The sequence below is a fragment of the Pseudomonas corrugata genome, from assembly GCF_001269905.1.
In the GTDB taxonomy this organism is placed as follows: domain Bacteria; phylum Pseudomonadota; class Gammaproteobacteria; order Pseudomonadales; family Pseudomonadaceae; genus Aquipseudomonas; species Aquipseudomonas corrugata.
Map to the genome: position 1 here is coordinate 454,832 of NZ_LHVK01000009.1, position 16,103 is coordinate 470,934.

General features: G+C 61.3%; 16 protein-coding genes. 7 read left to right on the forward strand and 9 right to left on the reverse strand.

Annotation, left to right across the window (positions count from 1 at the left end):
* The first annotated feature begins 99 nt into the window (after nt 1–99).
* The 4 genes from dinG (at nt 100) to pdxH (ending at nt 5,562) form a co-directional block, all read left to right on the forward strand.
* Nucleotides 100–2,244 (forward strand): ATP-dependent DNA helicase DinG, encoded by a 2,145-nt coding sequence (gene dinG, locus AD665_RS16165; RefSeq protein WP_053192791.1) that lies wholly within the window; start codon nt 100–102, stop codon nt 2,242–2,244.
* A 270-nt stretch (nt 2,245–2,514) separates the two neighbouring features.
* Nucleotides 2,515–3,660 (forward strand): serine hydrolase domain-containing protein, encoded by a 1,146-nt coding sequence (locus AD665_RS16170; RefSeq protein ID WP_053192792.1) that lies wholly within the window; start codon nt 2,515–2,517, stop codon nt 3,658–3,660.
* A 117-nt stretch (nt 3,661–3,777) separates the two neighbouring features.
* On the forward strand, nt 3,778–4,890 hold the full coding sequence (locus tag AD665_RS16175) for an OmpA family protein (RefSeq protein ID WP_053192793.1): 1,113 nt from the start codon (nt 3,778–3,780) through the stop codon (nt 4,888–4,890).
* Nucleotides 4,891–4,914: 24 nt separating this feature from the next.
* Nucleotides 4,915–5,562: a pyridoxamine 5'-phosphate oxidase gene (gene pdxH, locus AD665_RS16180; RefSeq protein WP_053192794.1), complete on the forward strand. Its 648-nt coding sequence runs from the start codon at nt 4,915–4,917 to the stop codon at nt 5,560–5,562.
* On the opposite strand, the gene AD665_RS16185 is transcribed toward pdxH, so the two are convergent.
* Nucleotides 5,510–5,794 carry a hypothetical protein gene (locus tag AD665_RS16185; RefSeq protein ID WP_024776353.1) on the reverse strand — a complete coding sequence of 95 codons (285 nt, stop codon included), beginning with the start codon at nt 5,792–5,794 and terminating at the stop codon, nt 5,510–5,512. The two genes, pdxH and AD665_RS16185, sit on opposite strands and share 53 nt — an antisense overlap.
* Before the next feature lie 171 nt (nt 5,795–5,965).
* On the opposite strand from AD665_RS16185, the gene AD665_RS16190 reads away from it, so the two are divergent.
* Nucleotides 5,966–6,430, forward strand: a complete 465-nt coding sequence (locus tag AD665_RS16190) for an outer membrane lipoprotein (protein WP_024776354.1) — start codon at nt 5,966–5,968, stop codon at nt 6,428–6,430.
* Nucleotides 6,431–6,730: 300 nt separating this feature from the next.
* On the opposite strand, the gene nhaA is transcribed toward AD665_RS16190, so the two are convergent.
* Nucleotides 6,731–7,918, reverse strand: a complete 1,188-nt coding sequence (nhaA, locus tag AD665_RS16195; protein WP_024776355.1) for a Na+/H+ antiporter NhaA — start codon at nt 7,916–7,918, stop codon at nt 6,731–6,733.
* A 259-nt stretch (nt 7,919–8,177) separates the two neighbouring features.
* Between nhaA and AD665_RS16200 the strand changes: the two genes are divergently transcribed.
* Nucleotides 8,178–9,272: a PLP-dependent cysteine synthase family protein gene (locus AD665_RS16200; RefSeq protein WP_024776356.1), complete on the forward strand. Its 1,095-nt coding sequence runs from the start codon at nt 8,178–8,180 to the stop codon at nt 9,270–9,272.
* A 172-nt stretch (nt 9,273–9,444) separates the two neighbouring features.
* Here the strand turns inward: AD665_RS16200 and AD665_RS16205 are convergent, their stop codons facing one another.
* From AD665_RS16205 to AD665_RS16215, 3 genes are all read right to left on the reverse strand, one after another.
* Complete coding sequence (locus AD665_RS16205) at nt 9,445–11,058, reverse strand: NAD(P)/FAD-dependent oxidoreductase (protein WP_053192795.1); 1,614 nt, start codon at nt 11,056–11,058, stop codon at nt 9,445–9,447.
* 87 nt (nt 11,059–11,145) lie between these two features.
* Complete coding sequence (locus tag AD665_RS16210) at nt 11,146–11,820, reverse strand: COG3650 family protein (protein WP_053192869.1); 675 nt, start codon at nt 11,818–11,820, stop codon at nt 11,146–11,148.
* Between the two features lie 79 nt (nt 11,821–11,899).
* On the reverse strand, nt 11,900–12,499 hold the full coding sequence (locus AD665_RS16215; RefSeq protein ID WP_053192796.1) for a short chain dehydrogenase: 600 nt from the start codon (nt 12,497–12,499) through the stop codon (nt 11,900–11,902).
* 104 nt (nt 12,500–12,603) lie between these two features.
* On the opposite strand from AD665_RS16215, the gene AD665_RS16220 reads away from it, so the two are divergent.
* Nucleotides 12,604–13,518, forward strand: coding sequence for a LysR family transcriptional regulator (locus tag AD665_RS16220; RefSeq protein ID WP_053192797.1), 915 nt, complete (start codon nt 12,604–12,606; stop codon nt 13,516–13,518).
* Nucleotides 13,519–13,602: 84 nt separating this feature from the next.
* Here AD665_RS16220 and AD665_RS16225 read toward each other — a convergent pair whose 3' ends face one another.
* From AD665_RS16225 to AD665_RS16240, 4 genes are read right to left on the reverse strand one after another with little or no spacing between them, the layout of a single operon-like run.
* Complete coding sequence (locus tag AD665_RS16225; RefSeq protein WP_053192798.1) at nt 13,603–14,088, reverse strand: DoxX family protein; 486 nt, start codon at nt 14,086–14,088, stop codon at nt 13,603–13,605.
* Entirely contained in the window at nt 14,085–14,846 is a 762-nt protein-coding gene (locus AD665_RS16230; RefSeq protein ID WP_053192800.1) for an HvfC/BufC N-terminal domain-containing protein, read from the reverse strand. The genes AD665_RS16225 and AD665_RS16230 overlap by 4 nt, the downstream gene beginning before the upstream one ends.
* Nucleotides 14,843–15,730, reverse strand: coding sequence for an MNIO family bufferin maturase (gene bufB / locus AD665_RS16235; RefSeq protein WP_053192802.1), 888 nt, complete (start codon nt 15,728–15,730; stop codon nt 14,843–14,845). The genes AD665_RS16230 and bufB overlap by 4 nt, the downstream gene beginning before the upstream one ends.
* 25 nt (nt 15,731–15,755) lie before the next feature.
* Nucleotides 15,756–16,061: a BufA1 family periplasmic bufferin-type metallophore gene (locus AD665_RS16240; protein ID WP_024776364.1), complete on the reverse strand. Its 306-nt coding sequence runs from the start codon at nt 16,059–16,061 to the stop codon at nt 15,756–15,758.
* Between the last annotated feature and the right edge of the window lie 42 nt (nt 16,062–16,103).

The window sequence follows — 16,103 nt, forward strand, 5'->3', positions numbered from 1 at the left end:
TGAGTTACTCCGTTCTGCGCAGGATTCATTAGCGGGGTATGATAGCCGCCGAACCGAACCACTGAAAATTTATCCAGCGTTTCCAGCGCCCGACCATTCATGATCAGCACCGAACTCAAAACCACGATCCAGGGCGCCTATTCGCGTTTTCTCGAAGCCAAGAGCCTCAAGCCCCGTTACGGCCAGCGCCTGATGATCGCCGAGGTGGCGAAAGTCCTGGGTGACATCGCCACCGACGACGAGGGCCGACGCGGTGGTGATCCCGCCGTCGTGGCGGTGGAGGCCGGTACCGGTACCGGCAAGACCGTTGCCTACAGCCTGGCGGCGATTCCCACGGCCAAGGCCGCCGGCAAGCGCCTGGTCATCGCCACGGCCACCATCGCGCTGCAGGAGCAGATCGTTTTCAAGGACCTGCCGGACCTGATGCGCAACAGCGGATTGAATTTCAGCTTTGCACTGGCCAAGGGGCGGGGGCGCTACATGTGCCTGTCCAAGCTCGACATGCTGCTGCAGGAAGGCCAGGCGCAGACCGCCACGGCCCAGTTGTTCGAGGAAGAAGGCTTCAAGATCGAAGTCGATGAAGCCAGTCAGAAGCTGTTTACCAGCATGATCGAAAAACTGGCCGGCAATAAGTGGGACGGCGACCGCGACAGCTGGCCCACCACCCTGGAAGATGCCGATTGGGCTCGCCTGACCACCGACCACAGCCAGTGCACCAACCGCCATTGCCCGAACTTCGGCCAGTGCGCGTTCTACAAGGCCCGCGAAGGCATGGGTAAGGTCGACGTCATCGTCACCAACCACGACATGGTGTTGGCCGACCTGGCCTTGGGCGGTGGCGCGGTGCTGCCGGACCCGCGCGATACGATCTACGTATTCGACGAAGGCCACCACCTGCCGGACAAGGCCATCGGGCACTTTGCCCATTACACCCGGTTGCGTTCTACCGCCGACTGGCTGGAAACCACCGCCAAGAACCTCACCAAGCTGCTGGCCCAGCATCCGCTGCCTGGTGACCTGGGCAAGTTCATCGAGCAAGTGCCGGAGCTGGCCCGCGAGATCAAGACCAACCAGCAGTTCATGTTCACCGCCTGTGAGCAGGTGGCCGACTTCAAGCCGGGTGAAGACGTCGAGGGCCGCGAGCGGCCACGCCATCGTTTTGTCGGGGGCGTCATCCCCGAGCACATGCGTGAAATGGGCATCGAGTTGAAGAAGGGTTTTGCCCGCCTGACCGATCTGTTCACCCGTCTGACCGACCTGCTCAAGGAAGGGATGGACGGCGAGGTCAATATCGGCATCGCCAGCAACCAGGCCGAGGAATGGTACCCGCTGTTCGGCAGCCTGTTGTCCCGCTCCCAGGGTAACTGGGAGCTGTGGACAGCCTTCACTACTGAAGACCCGGAGGACAACCCGCCGATGGCGCGCTGGCTGACCCTGGCCGAAAGCGGTTCACTGTTCGATATCGAGGTCAACGCCAGCCCGATCCTGGCGGCGGACATGTTGCGTCGCAATCTGTGGAACGTGGCCTATGGGGCCCTGGTGACGTCCGCAACGCTGACCGCCCTGGGCACGTTCGATCGCTTCCGCATGCGTGCCGGCCTGCCGAAAGCCGCCGTGACCGCCGTGGTCCCGAGCCCGTTCCATCACGCCGACGCCGGTGTGTTGCGGGTACCGGACCTGAAGGCCGATCCACGGGATGCCGCCGCGCACACCGCCGCGATCATCCGTGACCTGCCGGAACTGGTAGAGGGTTCGCGGGGCACCCTGGTGCTGTTTTCCTCGCGCAAGCAAATGCAGGACGTATTCGACGGTCTCGACCGTGACTGGCGCAAGCAAGTGTTCATTCAGGGCAACCTGTCGAAGCAGGAGACCCTGAACAAGCACAAGGCGCGGGTCGATGGCGGAGATTCCAGCGTGCTGTTCGGCCTGGCGAGCTTTGCCGAAGGGGTTGACCTGCCCGGTGCGTATTGCGAGCACGTGGTGATCGCCAAGATCCCGTTCTCGGTCCCGGATGACCCGGTGGAAGCGGCATTGGCCGAGTGGATCGAAGCCCGGGGCGGTAACCCGTTCATGGAGATATCCGTGCCGGATGCCTCGCTGAAGCTGGTCCAGGCCTGCGGTCGTTTGCTGCGTACCGAAGAAGACCGCGGCACCATCACCTTACTTGACCGTAGACTGGTGACCCAACGCTACGGCAAGGCGATCCTCAATGCGTTGCCGCCGTTTCGGCGGGAGATTTCCTGATATCGACGGCACGGTCCCATGGCGAGGGGATTCATGCCAGGCTCTGTAGGAGCTGGCGGAGCCTGCGATTTTTTGATCTTTCGCTTGGGACTCAAGTGTCAGGGGAAAGATCGCAGCCTCGCTGCGCTCGACAGCTCCTACGAACGTAATTCAGCAGGGATAAATCAGGCAGCGTCAACCAGCCAGCTGTCCCATTGGTAGTTTCCAAAACCACCAATGGCTGAAACAATGCGGACACTTGAGAAAGTCTTTGTTTCAAAGGAGTTGCGGGTGCAGATTCAAGGCCATTATGAGCTTCAGTTCGAGGCGGTACGCGAAGCGTTCGCAGCACTGTTCGATGATCCCCAGGAGCGCGGTGCGGCGCTGTGCATCCAGGTCGGCGGCCGGACGGTGATCGATCTGTGGGCCGGTACGGCTGACAAGGACGGTCATGAAGCCTGGCACAGCGATACCATCGCCAATCTGTTTTCCTGCACCAAGACCTTCACCGCCGTCACTGCCCTGCAGCTGGTTGCCGAAGGCAAGTTGCAACTGGACGCCCCGGTCGCCCGGTACTGGCCCGAATTTGCTGCGGCAGGCAAGCAATCCATTACCCTGCGCCAATTACTCTGCCATCAGGCCGGATTACCGGCGTTGCGTGAATTGCTGGCGCCCGAAGCCCTGTATGACTGGGGCAAGATGGTCAACGCCCTGGCTGCCGAAACGCCTTGGTGGACGCCGGGGGATGGCCATGGTTATGCCGCGATCACCTACGGCTGGCTGGTCGGCGAACTGTTGCGCAGGGCTGACGGTCGAGGACCGGGAGAGTCCATCGTGGCACGGGTGGCCAAACCGCTGGGCCTGGATTTCCACGTCGGCCTTGCGGACCAGGAGTTCCACCGCGTGGCTCATATCGCCCGCGGCAAAGGCAACGTCGGCGATGCAGCGGCGCAACGCCTGCTTCAGGTGACAATGCGCGAACCCACCGCCATGACCACCCGGGCCTTCACCAATCCGCCGTCGGTCCTGACCAGCACCAACAAGCCCGAGTGGCGACGCATGCAGCAACCGGCCGCAAACGGTCACGGCAATGCCCGCAGCATTGCCGGGTTCTACGCCGCTCTGCTGGATGGCAGCCTGCTGGAAGGTGAAATGCTCGATGAACTGACCCGCCAGCACAGCTTTGGCGAAGACAAGACGTTGCTGACCCAGACCCGTTTCGGCCTGGGTTGCATGCTGGACCAGCCGGATGTACCGAACGCCACCTACGGCTTGGGCCCGAGGGCATTCGGCCATCCGGGGGCAGGCGGTTCCATAGGGTTTGCCGATCCGGAACATGACGTGGCGTTCGGCTTCGTGACGAACACGCTTGGACCTTACGTATTGATGGATCCGCGCGCGCAGAATCTGGCAAGGGTACTTGCCACTTGTCTGTAAAACGTTCTTGAAAGGGGGCGCGCCGGAACCTGGTGTCCTTTTTGGTTTCAAAGCGTCTGTTTATGTGTCCAGGACAGGGTCCTGTATTTTTCATTTACATCATTTTGTGGATATCCAATGTTATCGAATAAATCCATCGCCCTGGCGCTATGCTTCGCTATTACCGGTTGCGCGCAAACCCCACAAAATGATGCCAAGGGCGGCAGCGGCTGGTGGCCGTTCGGCTCTTCCGACCAGGCAGCGGTCAAAGAAGTGGTGCCAGTGGCTCCCTTGAAACCGACGTCCGTCGCGCCACAGGCCAAGGCCGAGAGCGTCAGCCACTGGTGGTGGCCGTTCTCCTCCGATGATGTCGCCAGCGAAGCTGCAGAAAAAGCCCCGGTCAAGGTTGAAACCAAGCCTGAAACGAAGGTACCGGCGCCTGTGGCCCAGGCCGAAACGCAGAGTGGTGGGAAATGGTGGTGGCCGTTCGGCGGCAAGGATCAGCAAGCCGTCAAGGCGGCGCCGTTGCCCGATCCGAAAGTCACCCAGGCCTGGCTCGATGACTATGAACCAAAGCTGCGCACTGCCATCGAGGGCAGCAAGCTCCAGCTGGAACGTCGCGACAACGTCCTGGTGGTCACGGCCCCGGTGGACGGGTCTTTCAACCCGGATCGCCCGGCCATGCTGCTGCCGGTGACCCTTGGCCCGTTCACTCGCGTGGCGAAGGTCCTGGAAGCCGACCCGAAGTCCGCCGTACTGATTCTTGGCCACGCCGACACCTCGGGCGCTGCGCCGGCGAACCTGAAGCTCAGCCAGGAGCGTGCCCAGTCCGTGGCGGCTATTTTCCGTCTCAGTGGTCTGCAACGTGATCGCCTGATGCTGCGGGGCATGGGTTCGGTAGAGCCGCGTGCAGCCAACGACAGCGTTGAAGGTCGCGCCTTGAACCGTCGCGTGGAATTGCTGGTGACGCCACAGAACACCTTGGTCGCGCTGCTCGGCAAATACAACATGCCGGCCCCGGCACCGCTCACGCTGGTGGCTGCCCAGGATGTGAAACCCGCTGTCCCGACGCCTGCGACCCGTAAAGCCGCAGTCCCGGCCACTAAAAAAGCGCCGGCCAAGAAAGCAGTCGCCAAGGCTCCAGCGAAGAAAGCACCGGCCAAGAAGGCCACCCCGGCGAAGAAGCCTGAGCCGGCCAAGGCCGCCACCGATGCCAAGAAAGTCGCGGCAGCCGATACCCCCAAGCAGTGATAGGCGAACCACAAGGAGTGCGCCATGACCCAAACGCTGGCTGATATGCGCCGCGACTACACCCGCGATGGCCTGACCGAGGCACAAGCTCCGACCGAGCCATTTGCGCTGTTCCATCAATGGTTCGCCGAAGCGGTGAAAACCGAACAGGCCCCGGTGGAGGCCAATGCCATGACCCTGGCCACGGTGGACGCCGATGGCCGTCCTCACTGCCGGATCCTGTTGCTCAAGGGCCTGGATAGCCAAGGCTTCACATTCTTCACCAACTACGACAGCGACAAGGGCCAGCAACTGGCCGCGAATCCGTTCGCGGCCATGACATTTTTCTGGCCGACCCTGGAGCGTCAGGTGCGCATCGAGGGCAAGGTGGTCAAGGTCTCGGCACAGGAGTCGGACGCCTATTACCAGGTTCGGCCCCTGGGCAGTCGCCTCGGCGCCTGGGCTTCACCCCAGAGCCGAGTGATTGACGGTCGTGGTGAGCTGGAAAACTTGCTCAAGGCCACCGAACAACGCTTCAGTGATAGCCAGCCCCACTGTCCGGAGCATTGGGGGGGGTATCGTTTACTGCCCGAGCGCATCGAATTCTGGCAGGGCCGCCCGAGTCGCCTGCATGATCGCCTCAATTACCGTCTGCAAGGGGCGGACTGGACTCGCGAGCGTCTGGCGCCTTAGCATCGGCATAGCCTGTCGCAGCGGCTTGAAGCCATTGCGGCAGGTCCCGACGCTTGATCCCTTGTTCTCGGGAGCGGGCCAGTTGTTGCAGCATGTAGGTTTTCTTCTGCTCATCCTGCCCCGCCAATGACAGCGCCAGATCGCGGTCCACCCAGTGTTTGATCCGCACGTATAACCACCAGTGAAAATACAGGCCGGCAACGGTGGTCGCGACGATGATGAAATAATCCATGCAAAATCCTTGGGCTGATGACGCAGGTTTCGGAAATTGACGCTACTGTTGGGTTAATTTTTCGGGTGCGCCTGTATCCCGCCTGAATGAAAACAATTTTATCCCGGCCGGGCCGTGACAGGCGTCAAGCTGCGGAGTTTAATAGTTCCCTGTCTTTTGGAGTTTGATCCTATGCGTAAGTCTGTTTTGCTGGTTGCTTCCTTTTCCACGATGGCGATGTTGCTCACTGGCTGTCAGTCGAGCCTGACCGGTGACTCTTACTCCCGTGACGAAGCGCGTCGCGTGCAGACCATTCGCATGGGGACTATCGAATCCCTGCGTCCGGTCAAGATCGAAGGCACCAAGACCCCGATCGGCGGTGCCGCCGGTGCGGTGGTGGGTGGTGTAGGCGGCAGCGCCATCGGTGGCGGCCGTGGCAGTATCGTCGCAGCCGTTATCGGTGCCGTGGCTGGCGGCCTGATCGGCTCCGCGACCGAAGAAGGCCTGACCCGTACCCAGGGTGTGGAAATCACCGTTCGCGAAGACGACGGCAGCATGCGCGCATACGTGCAACAGGTTCAGGAAAACGAAGTCTTCCGAGTGGGTGAGCGGGTTCGTATTTCCACTGTGGGTGGGACGAGTCGCGTATCGCACTAAGCTGATTGGGTAAGCGTTTCTCTGGTTTTTATGTTTGCTCAAGAAAAACGGCGCTTCTTCCATTGGGAAGGGCGCCGTTTTTTTGTGCAAAGCCAAAGCAAGGCGGTCTTACAGCGGACCGGAAGTTTGAGTGTACGTGTTCCCCTGTGGGAGCGAGCCTGCTCGCGATAGCGGTGGGACAGTTTGAATAGATGCTGGATGTGCCGACGCTATCGTGAGCAGGCTCGCTCCCACAGAGGGATAGCGTTTGCTTCGAGAAGAAGGGATCGCTATACAGCGATCCCTTCTTGCGCGGGCGTATCAGGAGGACAGTGCGGAAGGCTTGCGGCTGGCCGCCGCGGCCACTGCGTAGCCCAGCAGTGCCGCGAGGATCGACCCCGTGAGGATGCCCATCCGGTCCATGCCGGCATACTCGCTGACGCCGGGCTCGAAGGCCAGGGAACCGACGAACAGGCTCATGGTGAAACCGATCCCGCACAGGATCGCCACCCCCAGTATCTGACCCCAATTGGCGCCGAGGGGCAGGTTGGCGATGCCGATTTTCACGGCTAGCCAGGTCAGGCCGAACACGCCGACGGTCTTGCCCAGCAACAGGCCGACCGCGATGCCCATCGGCACGTGGTGGGTGAAGCTCTCGATGGTGACACCGCTCAAGGACAGGCCAGCATTGGCGAAAGCGAACAGAGGCAGGATGCCGTAGGCCACCCATGGATGCAGGGCATGCTCCAGGGTCAACAGCGGCGAGGTTTCGGCGTTCTTCGTGCGCAACGGAATGCAGAACGCCAACGTGACGCCGGCCAGGGTGGCATGAACCCCGCTCTTGAGCACGCAGACCCAGAGAATCAGGCCAACAATCATGTAGGGGCCTAGCCTGACCACGCCCATCCGGTTCATCGCCACCAATATGGCAATGCATGCCGCCGCCAGCATCAGGGACAAGGTCGACAGGGAGCCGGAGTAGAAAATGGCGATGATGATAATGGCGCCCAGGTCGTCGATGATCGCCAGGGTCATCAGGAACAGCTTGAGTGAAACCGGCACTCGTTTGCCCAGCAAGGCCAGCACCCCGAGGGCGAAGGCGATGTCGGTGGCCGTCGGGATTGCCCAGCCCGAAAGGGCCGCTGGATTGTCACGATTGAGGAACCAGTAGATCAGCGCGGGCACCACCATGCCGCCAATCGCCGCTGCCCCCGGCAGGACGATTTGCGAAGGCTTCGACAATTGTCCATCGAGCACTTCACGTTTGACTTCCAGGCCGATAAGCAGGAAGAACATTGCCATCAGGCCATCGTTGATCCACAGCAGCAAGGGCTTGGCGATTTTCAACGCGCCGACCTGGACCACCACGGGAGTATCCAGCAGGCCGCCGTACAACCAGGAAAGAGGTGAGTTGTTGATGACCAGGGCCAGCACTGCGGCGGCAATCAATAGCAGGCCACTGGCAGCCTCCAGCTGGAAAAAACGCGTCAGGGAATTACGTAGAGGCAAGATCGCTCTCCATTCGTCAATCAAAAAAGTGGATACACCCTAACCTGTGCTGTTAGTTGTTAAAACAAAAGTTATATTCTTTTTTGTTATATGACGTTACAAAGCCGTCGAGGCGGTCGGGCAGTTGCCGGGCATATTGGACCTTAGCTGTACCTGTGCGCGATGTCGGTTTTTTCCTAAGCTTGTGACTGGTTTTTCCCATATCCGGTCCAGACCGCCAGACTTTCCCTGCGTTGGACCTATTCCTGCGAGAAAACATATGAACGACCACCGTCAGTGGGCACGCGAAGCGATTCGCATCATTGAGGCTGATTTCCAGCGCAGCGCCGATACGCATCTGATTCCGCTGCCACTGCCGGGTTTTCCGGGCATCGAGTTGTACTTCAAGGATGAGTCCAGTCATCCCACCGGCAGTCTCAAGCACCGACTGGCGCGTTCGCTGTTTCTCTATGCACTGTGTAATGGCTGGCTCAAGCCCGGCGCCCCGGTGATCGAGGCTTCCAGTGGCTCGACGGCCATTTCCGAGGCCTATTTCGCCAGGTTGCTGGACCTGCCGTTCATTGCGGTCATGCCGGCAACGACGTCCCGGGAAAAAATCGCACAGATCGCTTTCTATGGTGGCCAGAGCCATCTGGTGGACGATCCTACGCAGATCTATGCCGAGTCCGAGCGTCTTGCCCGTGAGCATGACGGGCACTTCATCGACCAGTTCACCTACGCCGAACGCGCCACGGACTGGCGGGCCAATAACAACATTGCCGAGTCGATCTTCCAGCAGATGCGCTTCGAGCAGCACCCGGAGCCGAGCTGGCTGATTTCCAGCCCAGGTACCGGGGGGACCACCGCGACCCTGGGCCGTTATGTACGCTATCGGCAACACGGTACCCGCGTATTGTGTGCCGACGCAGAGCGTTCGGTGTTCTTCGACTACTACCGCAGCGGCGATGCCAGCCTGCGCCTGGAGTGCGGCTCGCGGATCGAAGGTATCGGCCGGCCACGGGTCGAGGCGTCGTTCCTGCCCAAAGTCATTGATGCGATGGTCAAGGTACCGGACGCCTTGTCACTGGCGGCGATGCATTACCTGGCCCAGCGATTGGGACGACGGGTCGGCGGGTCCAGCGGCACCAACCTGATCGGTGCGCTGATCGCCGCGAAGCGGATGGTGGAGGCTGGTGAGTCGGGGTCGATCGTGGCGATCCTGTGCGACGGCGGCGAGCGTTATGCCACGACGTATTACGACCCGGCGTGGCTCAAGGCCCAGGGGTATGAATTGGATGGGCTGATGGACGCCGTGGCGGCGAGCGCGGAGCGCGGCGAGGCGTTGCCGGAGACGGTGCTGCGGGCCAATATCTGAGACCTTCCGGACACTGGAAATCCCTGTGTGAGCGAGCCCTGTGGGAGTAAGGCTTGCCCGCGATGCATACGCCTCGGTAGCAAGATAAACCGAGGCGTATGCATCGCGGGCAAGCCTTGCTCCCACAAATGCTCGTTCCCACAGGGGATGGCGGAGCGCTCGTGAAAGGGGATCAGGCTTCGAGGCCGAGGATACCCCGCGCCACCGCTTCGGCAATGCGGATCCCGTCCACGCCCGCCGACAGAATCCCGCCGGCATAGCCGGCGCCTTCACCTGCCGGGTACAGGCCCTTCACATTCAAGCTCTGCAGCGATTCGTTGCGGGTGATGCGCAGCGGCGATGAGGTGCGGGTTTCGATCCCGGTCAACACGGCGTCGTGCAGCGAATAGCCGCGAATCTGTTTCTCGAAGGCCGGCAGGGCTTCGCGGATGGCTTCGATGGCGAAGTCTGGCAGCGCAAGGGCCAGGTCACCCAGCGAAACCCCGGGCTTGTAGGAAGGTTCGACGCTGCCCAAAGCCGTGGACGGTTTGCCGGCGATGAAATCGCCCACCAGTTGAGCCGGAGCTTCGTAATTGCTGCCGCCGAGTACGAAAGCGTGGGATTCCAGGCGTTCCTGTAGCTCGATCCCCGCCAGTGGACCGCCCGGATAATCGACTTCCGGGGTGATCCCTACGACGATGCCGGAGTTGGCGTTGCGTTCGTTACGCGAATACTGGCTCATGCCGTTGGTCACGACGCGGTTCGGCTCGGACGTCGCCGCCACCACGGTGCCGCCTGGACACATGCAGAAGCTGTACACCGAACGACCATTCTTGGCGTGGTGCACCAGTTTGTAGTCGGCGGCGCCGAGTTTCGGGTGACCGGCGTATTTGCCCAGGCGCGCGCTGTCGATCAGCGATTGCGGGTGTTCGATACGGAAACCCACCGAGAATGGCTTGGCTTCCATGTACACCCCCCGGCTGTGGAGCATGCGGAAGGTGTCCCGGGCGCTGTGGCCCAGGGCCAGGATCACATGCCTGGAATGAATGCGTTCACCGCCGGCCAGTTCGACACCGACCAGTTGGCCGTTCTCGATCAACACGTCCGTGACCCGCTGCTGGAAGCGCACTTCACCGCCGAGTGCACGAATCTGTTCGCGCATGGTTTCCACCACGCCTGTCAGGCGAAACGTCCCGATGTGCGGTTTGCTGACATAGAGGATTTCTTCCGGCGCCCCGGCGTTGACGAACTCGTGCAGTACCTTGCGACCGAGGAACTTCGGGTCCTTGATCTGGCTGTAGAGCTTGCCATCGGAAAACGTCCCCGCGCCGCCTTCGCCGAATTGCACGTTGGATTCGGGGTTGAGCACACTTTTGCGCCACAAGCCCCAGGTGTCCTTGGTGCGCTGGCGCACTTCCGGGCCGCGTTCGAGGACGATCGGCTTGAAGCCCATCTGCGCCAACAACAGGGCGGCGAAGATGCCGCACGGGCCGAAACCGACCACTATCGGCCGCTCGTCCAGGCCTGCCGGTGCCTGGCCGACCATCTTGTAGCTGACATCCGGCGCTTCGTTGACGTTACGGTCGTCGGCGAACTTGCGCAGCAGGCCGGCTTCATCGCGTACCGTCAGGTCGAGGGTGTAGATGAAGCACAGTTCGGAAGATTTTTTCCGCGCGTCGTAGCTGCGCTTGAACAAGGTGAAGTCGAGCAGGTCATCGCTGGCGATGCCCAGGCGCTGCAGGATGGCAGGGCGCAGGTCTTCTTCGGGATGGTCGATCGGCAGCTTGAGTTCGGTGATTCGTAACATGACGGGATCCGGTTCGCGGGGCGCACAACTGCGCCAGGGCGTTCTTCAAACCGGCGATTATAAGCTGCAATCCCCTGTCACAGTGAATCAGTCGTTACGCGCACCACCAAAGTAGGCGCAGCCACGCTGGACCGCGCCATTGACCCGCAGCTCGGCACTCATGTGCTGGACACTGCCGCTGACACTGTCGACGCAGCGCTGGGGCGCGACCCACAGCTCGACTTTCTGGCCATTCGCTTCGGTGCTCAGGTCGAAACGACCGTCCCCCAGTTGCTCTTCAAGGTACGGTACCGCCAGCGCAGGCTGGCCGTCACGTTCCAGCACAAGGCCCTTGCCACTGGCCTTGAGGCTCCACTCCGGGCCGTGGCCGGCGGCGTGCAGGACCAGCCGTTTGAAGTCGCCATCGTCGCAGGCCGTGCCCGAGCGTTCCAGGCGATACAACTGCTCCAGGTCCAGTTGGCTGTCGGCCCCCGCCGTGGCGCTGGAGACGATATGGCCGCGCACGTCGGCGAACAGCTTGCCGCGCTCATCGGCCAGGGCGGCGGCCTGTTGCAGCACGCTGGTACCGCCGCTGTCGTTGACGATGTAGCGACGTTGTTCCTGGCACGGCTGGAACACCAGCTTGCCGTCGGCCGCCGTGAGTTCGCCTTGCATGCGTGTCTGGCCGGCGTGGGACGCGCTCTGGCGCGGGGCGTCGAGCAGTTGGCAGCCAGCGAACAGGGGAAGGAGGGCAACACACAACAGGGAACGGGCGGCACGCATCATCGGGTCTCCAGACAGGTGCCGCCACGTTACTCAGACTGCTCCCGCATCACAAGCGGGAGCGTAGGCAAAGTGCTATTCAACCTACGTGAAAGGTCTGGCCGGTTTGTAGGCCTTCGACACTTTTTGCGTAGGCCAGTGCCACATCGGCGGCCGGCACCGGTTTGTAGCCGCGGAAGTAAGGGGCGTATTTGTCCATGGACTCCAGCAGCACGTTCGGGCTCACCGAGTTGACTCGCAGGCCCCGTGGCAATTCGATGGCTGCCGCCCGCACGAAACTGTCCAGGGCCCCGTTGACCAGCGCCGCCGAAGCACCGCTCTTGATCGGGTCGTGGCTCAGCACACCGGTAGTGAAGGTGAAGGATGCGCCGTCGTTGGCGAACTCCCGACCGATCAGCAGCAGGTTGACTTGGCCCATCAGTTTGTCTTTCAAGCCGAGGGCGAAACTTTCTTCGGTCATATCGCCCAACGGTGCGAACGTGACGCTGCCGGCGGCGCAGATCAGCGCATCGAAACGCCCGGCTTTTTCGAACAGGGCGCGGATCGAGGCGCTGTCGCTGATGTCGACGTGCAGTTCACCGCTGTTGCGGCCGATTCGAATGATGTCGTGGCGTGGTGCCAGTTCGCTGGCAATGGCCGAACCAATGGTGCCGTTGGCGCCGATCAACAGGATTTTCATGGACTGTTCCTCAGTGGCTTAAACGAGACTGCAGTCTAGAGTGGTTTTTTTCATTGATAAGCGTGCTAATAGGCAACCTTTGGTTTTCTATTGGAAACAATCCAGTGAGCGAGATGGATGACCTGGCGGCGTTTGCCGTTTTGATCGAGGCCGGCAGTTTTACTCTGGCGGCCCAGCAGTTGGGGTGCAGCAAGGGCCAGCTGTCCAAGCGTATCAGCCTGTTGGAAAGCCGTTTCTCGGTGGTGTTGCTGCAGCGCACCACTCGGCGCTTGAGCCTCACGGCGGCCGGGGCGGCCTTGCTGCCCCAGGCCCAAGCGCTATTGGTTCAGGTGCAAAGGGCGCGTCAGGCACTGGCTCGATTGAAGGACGATATTTCCGGACCGGTGCGTATGACGGTTCCGGTGTCGTTGGGCGAAACCTTTTTTGAAGGACTGCTGTTGGAGTTCGCCCACACGTACCCCAACGTGCAGATCGAACTGGAGCTCAGTAACGGTTATCGCGACCTGACCCGGGACGGTTTCGACCTGGCGATCCGCTCCGACGCTGCCATCGATGAGCGATTGGTCGCCCGGCCGTTGCTGGCGTGGCACGAGATGACCTGCGCCAGCCCGGCTTATCTCGATCAGTACGGCGAACCACAAACCCCCCAGGCCCTGGCTGAACATCGCTGCCTGCTCAACAGCCACTACAGTGGTCGGGAAGAGTGGCTGTACCACCAGCAACACGAGCTGCTGCGGGTCCGGGTGTCGGGTCCGTTCGCCAGCAATCACTACAGCTTGCTGAAAAAAGCCGCCCTGGCGGGTGCCGGAATCGCTCGGCTACCGTCCTACCTGCTGAATGAAGAATTGGCGGATGGACGCCTGTGTTGGCTCCTGCGGGATTTTCAGACCCGTCGCATGCCGATGTATCTGGTACATCCCTATCAGGGCGGCCTGCCCAAACGCACCCAGGTGCTGGCCGATTATTTGATTGACTGGTTCAAGCGCAGTGGTGAGGCGCTTGACCGACTCCAGCAATAGCGAGGCATCACCCCAGCCCTTGTGGGAGCGAGCCTGCTCGCGATAGCAATCTCAGCCTCAGCACAGTTGTTGACGGACCCACCGCTATCGCGAGCGGGCTCGCTCCCACACGGCAATCCGGTGGTCGATGGACAGCACGCCGGGGCCCCGGGCCATCAGGTAAAGCAATACCGCCGCCCAGGTGCCGTGGGTCGGGTAGGCGTCGGGATAGACGAACAGCTGAATGGTCAGGGTCATGCCCAGCAGCGCCAGCGCCGAAAACCGTGTGGCAAACCCCAGCAGGATCAGTACCGGAAAGAAATGCTCGGCGAACGCGGCGAGGTGTGCGGCGATTTCCGGTGACAGCAGCGGGATGGCGTATTCGCTCTTGAATAACGGGATGGTTGAGTCGGCCAGGTGTGGCCAGCCGATCTGGAAGGTGCCATCGATCAAGTCGATGGCCAAACCTTCGATCTTGGTCTGCCCGGATTTCCAGAACACTGCCGCAATGGAAAACCGCGCAATGAACGCGATCAGGCTGTGGGGGATTTTCTCCAGCAGGGTAATGGCGCGAATGACCGGGCTATTCATGGCGATACCTTGTCGTGATGCAGGCGGGTAATGGCGCCGTGACTGATCAGCAGTGCCAGGGTTTGTGTAATGTCGAACGTGGGTGCGCAGGCCAGCGCCTGCCCGAGCGGTTGGCCACTTTGCAAGTTGCGCAGAAAAGTGAAGGCACCGCGGTCCAGGGCAAAGACTTCAACCTCGTGCCCGTTGCGCAGTACCAACGCGTATTGCCCTTGGTTCGGGTCGATCTCGGCGAGCCCGATGTCCGTTTGATGGGCAGCCCAGATCGCTACGACCGCGAACGCTGAATCGAACAGGCGCACGGATGGATGAAGGGTTACGCACAGCCCGTCCAGGGATTGTGGATCGGCGAGTGCTGCGGCGATCTGCTCATGGCCCAGAGGGTGAGCGTCAGCAGCGTGATAGGCGAGGGTGCGCAATCTTTCCAACCTGGCGACATCCGCCAGATACGGTACGGAGGACGCCGGTTCGAAGCCTTCGATAAAGTCGGCCAGATCCGCGCCATAGCCACTCATCAACGGACTATGGGGGGCTGAAACTTGCACGTAAGCGGCCGCCATGGCCCGGAAGAACTCATCCCCGACCAACTGCCGAACCACCGGGTAGGCCTCCGCCAATGCATTGATCAGTGAACCCTGGACGTTGTTGCGGTACACGGCGAAACGGCTGGCCGGGTCTGCACCGTTGGAGCTGTACAAGCCTTCCGGGCATGGTTGCCGGATGTCGAGCAGGGCGGCGGTGAACGCGGCTTGGCTGCTCATGTCGGCTTCCTCGCAGACAGCAACAGTTCGTCGGCCTGATAGGCTTCGGCCAACAGGACGCTGAAAGCCGGTACCTGATTGTCACGCTCGATCAGGGTGGCTACCGGGCCGACACGTTCCAGCGCCTGTCGGTACAACGCCCAGACCGCCAGGTCGATGGGCGCGCCATGATCATCGATCAACAAGCGGTCGCCGAGACTGTCGGAGTCTTCGGCAAAACCGGCCAGATGAATCTCGCCCACTGCCTGCAACGGCAACGCATCGAGATAGGCCAGTGGATCGCGTTGATGATTGATGCAGGAAACGTAGAGGTTGTTGACATCCAGCAGCAGCCCGCAGCCAGTGCGGCGAATCACTTCGCTGATGAAGTCCGCCTCGTCGAGGGTCGAGCGCTGGAATGCCAGGTAGGTGGCGGGGTTTTCCAACAGCATCGGGCGCTTGAGGGTATCCTGCACTTGTCCTATATGGGCGCAGACGCGGTTCAGCGTCGGCGCGTCGTAAGCCAGGGGCAGCAGATCATTAAGGAACACCGGGCCATGGCTGGACCAGGCCAGGTGTTCGGAAAAGGCTTGGGGCTGATAGCGTTCGATCAGTTCGGCGAGGCGCTGCAGGTGTGTCGCATCCAGCTTGCCCTCGGTACCGATGGACAGGCCTACGCCGTGCAGCGACAGCGGATACTGCTCGCGGATCAATCCCAGGAAATGGTGGAACGGACCACCGTCCACCATGTAGTTTTCGGCGTGGACTTCAAAGAAACCGATGTCCGGCCTGGAACCGAGCACTTGCTGGAAGTGCCCGGTCTTGAGCCCCAGCCCGGCACGGGGCGGGAGCTCGACGCTGGCTGCCTGAATGCCGGTGAAAGCAGGTTTGCAAGACGTGGTCATGGTCGACACTCAGGCAGGCAGTGAATCAGGACTTGGCTTTGTAGGCTTCGAGCTGACCGAAACCGGTTGGCGAGGTCTTGCTCATGGTGGTCATGCAAGTGCCTTTCGGAACGAGCTTCCAGGCGTTGCTCTGGTAGTCCATCTTGGCGGTACCGGCGCAGGTGGTGCCGGCACCGGCGGCGCAGTTGTTTTGTCCTTTCATGGCCACGCCAAAGCATTTTTCCATGTTGTCGTCAGCGGCGTGGACGGTCGATACGGCGGCGATGCTCAACGCGGAACCGAGGGCCAGGACCAGGGCGGAGGCGGACAGGGTACGGGTGGTAGCGGACATGATGGTTCTCCAGTTCTTCTTGGGAAATGAACCGGCTTCAGC

What these genes read in the sequence shown, in the direction of transcription:
- dinG (WP_053192791.1), top strand. Translation starts at nt 100, where the DNA reads ATGATCAGCACCGAACTCAAAACCACGATCCAGGGCGCCTATTCGCGT.
- AD665_RS16175 (WP_053192793.1), top strand. Translation starts at nt 3,778, where the DNA reads ATGTTATCGAATAAATCCATCGCCCTGGCGCTATGCTTCGCTATTACC.
- pdxH (WP_053192794.1), top strand. Translation starts at nt 4,915, where the DNA reads ATGACCCAAACGCTGGCTGATATGCGCCGCGACTACACCCGCGATGGC.
- AD665_RS16185 (WP_024776353.1), bottom strand. Translation starts at nt 5,794, where the DNA reads ATGGATTATTTCATCATCGTCGCGACCACCGTTGCCGGCCTGTATTTT.
- AD665_RS16190 (WP_024776354.1), top strand. Translation starts at nt 5,966, where the DNA reads ATGCGTAAGTCTGTTTTGCTGGTTGCTTCCTTTTCCACGATGGCGATG.
- AD665_RS16200 (WP_024776356.1), top strand. Translation starts at nt 8,178, where the DNA reads ATGAACGACCACCGTCAGTGGGCACGCGAAGCGATTCGCATCATTGAG.
- AD665_RS16205 (WP_053192795.1), bottom strand. Translation starts at nt 11,058, where the DNA reads ATGTTACGAATCACCGAACTCAAGCTGCCGATCGACCATCCCGAAGAA.
- AD665_RS16210 (WP_053192869.1), bottom strand. Translation starts at nt 11,820, where the DNA reads ATGCGTGCCGCCCGTTCCCTGTTGTGTGTTGCCCTCCTTCCCCTGTTC.
- AD665_RS16215 (WP_053192796.1), bottom strand. Translation starts at nt 12,499, where the DNA reads ATGAAAATCCTGTTGATCGGCGCCAACGGCACCATTGGTTCGGCCATT.
- AD665_RS16225 (WP_053192798.1), bottom strand. Translation starts at nt 14,088, where the DNA reads ATGAATAGCCCGGTCATTCGCGCCATTACCCTGCTGGAGAAAATCCCC.
- AD665_RS16230 (WP_053192800.1), bottom strand. Translation starts at nt 14,846, where the DNA reads ATGAGCAGCCAAGCCGCGTTCACCGCCGCCCTGCTCGACATCCGGCAA.
- bufB (WP_053192802.1), bottom strand. Translation starts at nt 15,730, where the DNA reads ATGACCACGTCTTGCAAACCTGCTTTCACCGGCATTCAGGCAGCCAGC.
- AD665_RS16240 (WP_024776364.1), bottom strand. Translation starts at nt 16,061, where the DNA reads ATGTCCGCTACCACCCGTACCCTGTCCGCCTCCGCCCTGGTCCTGGCC.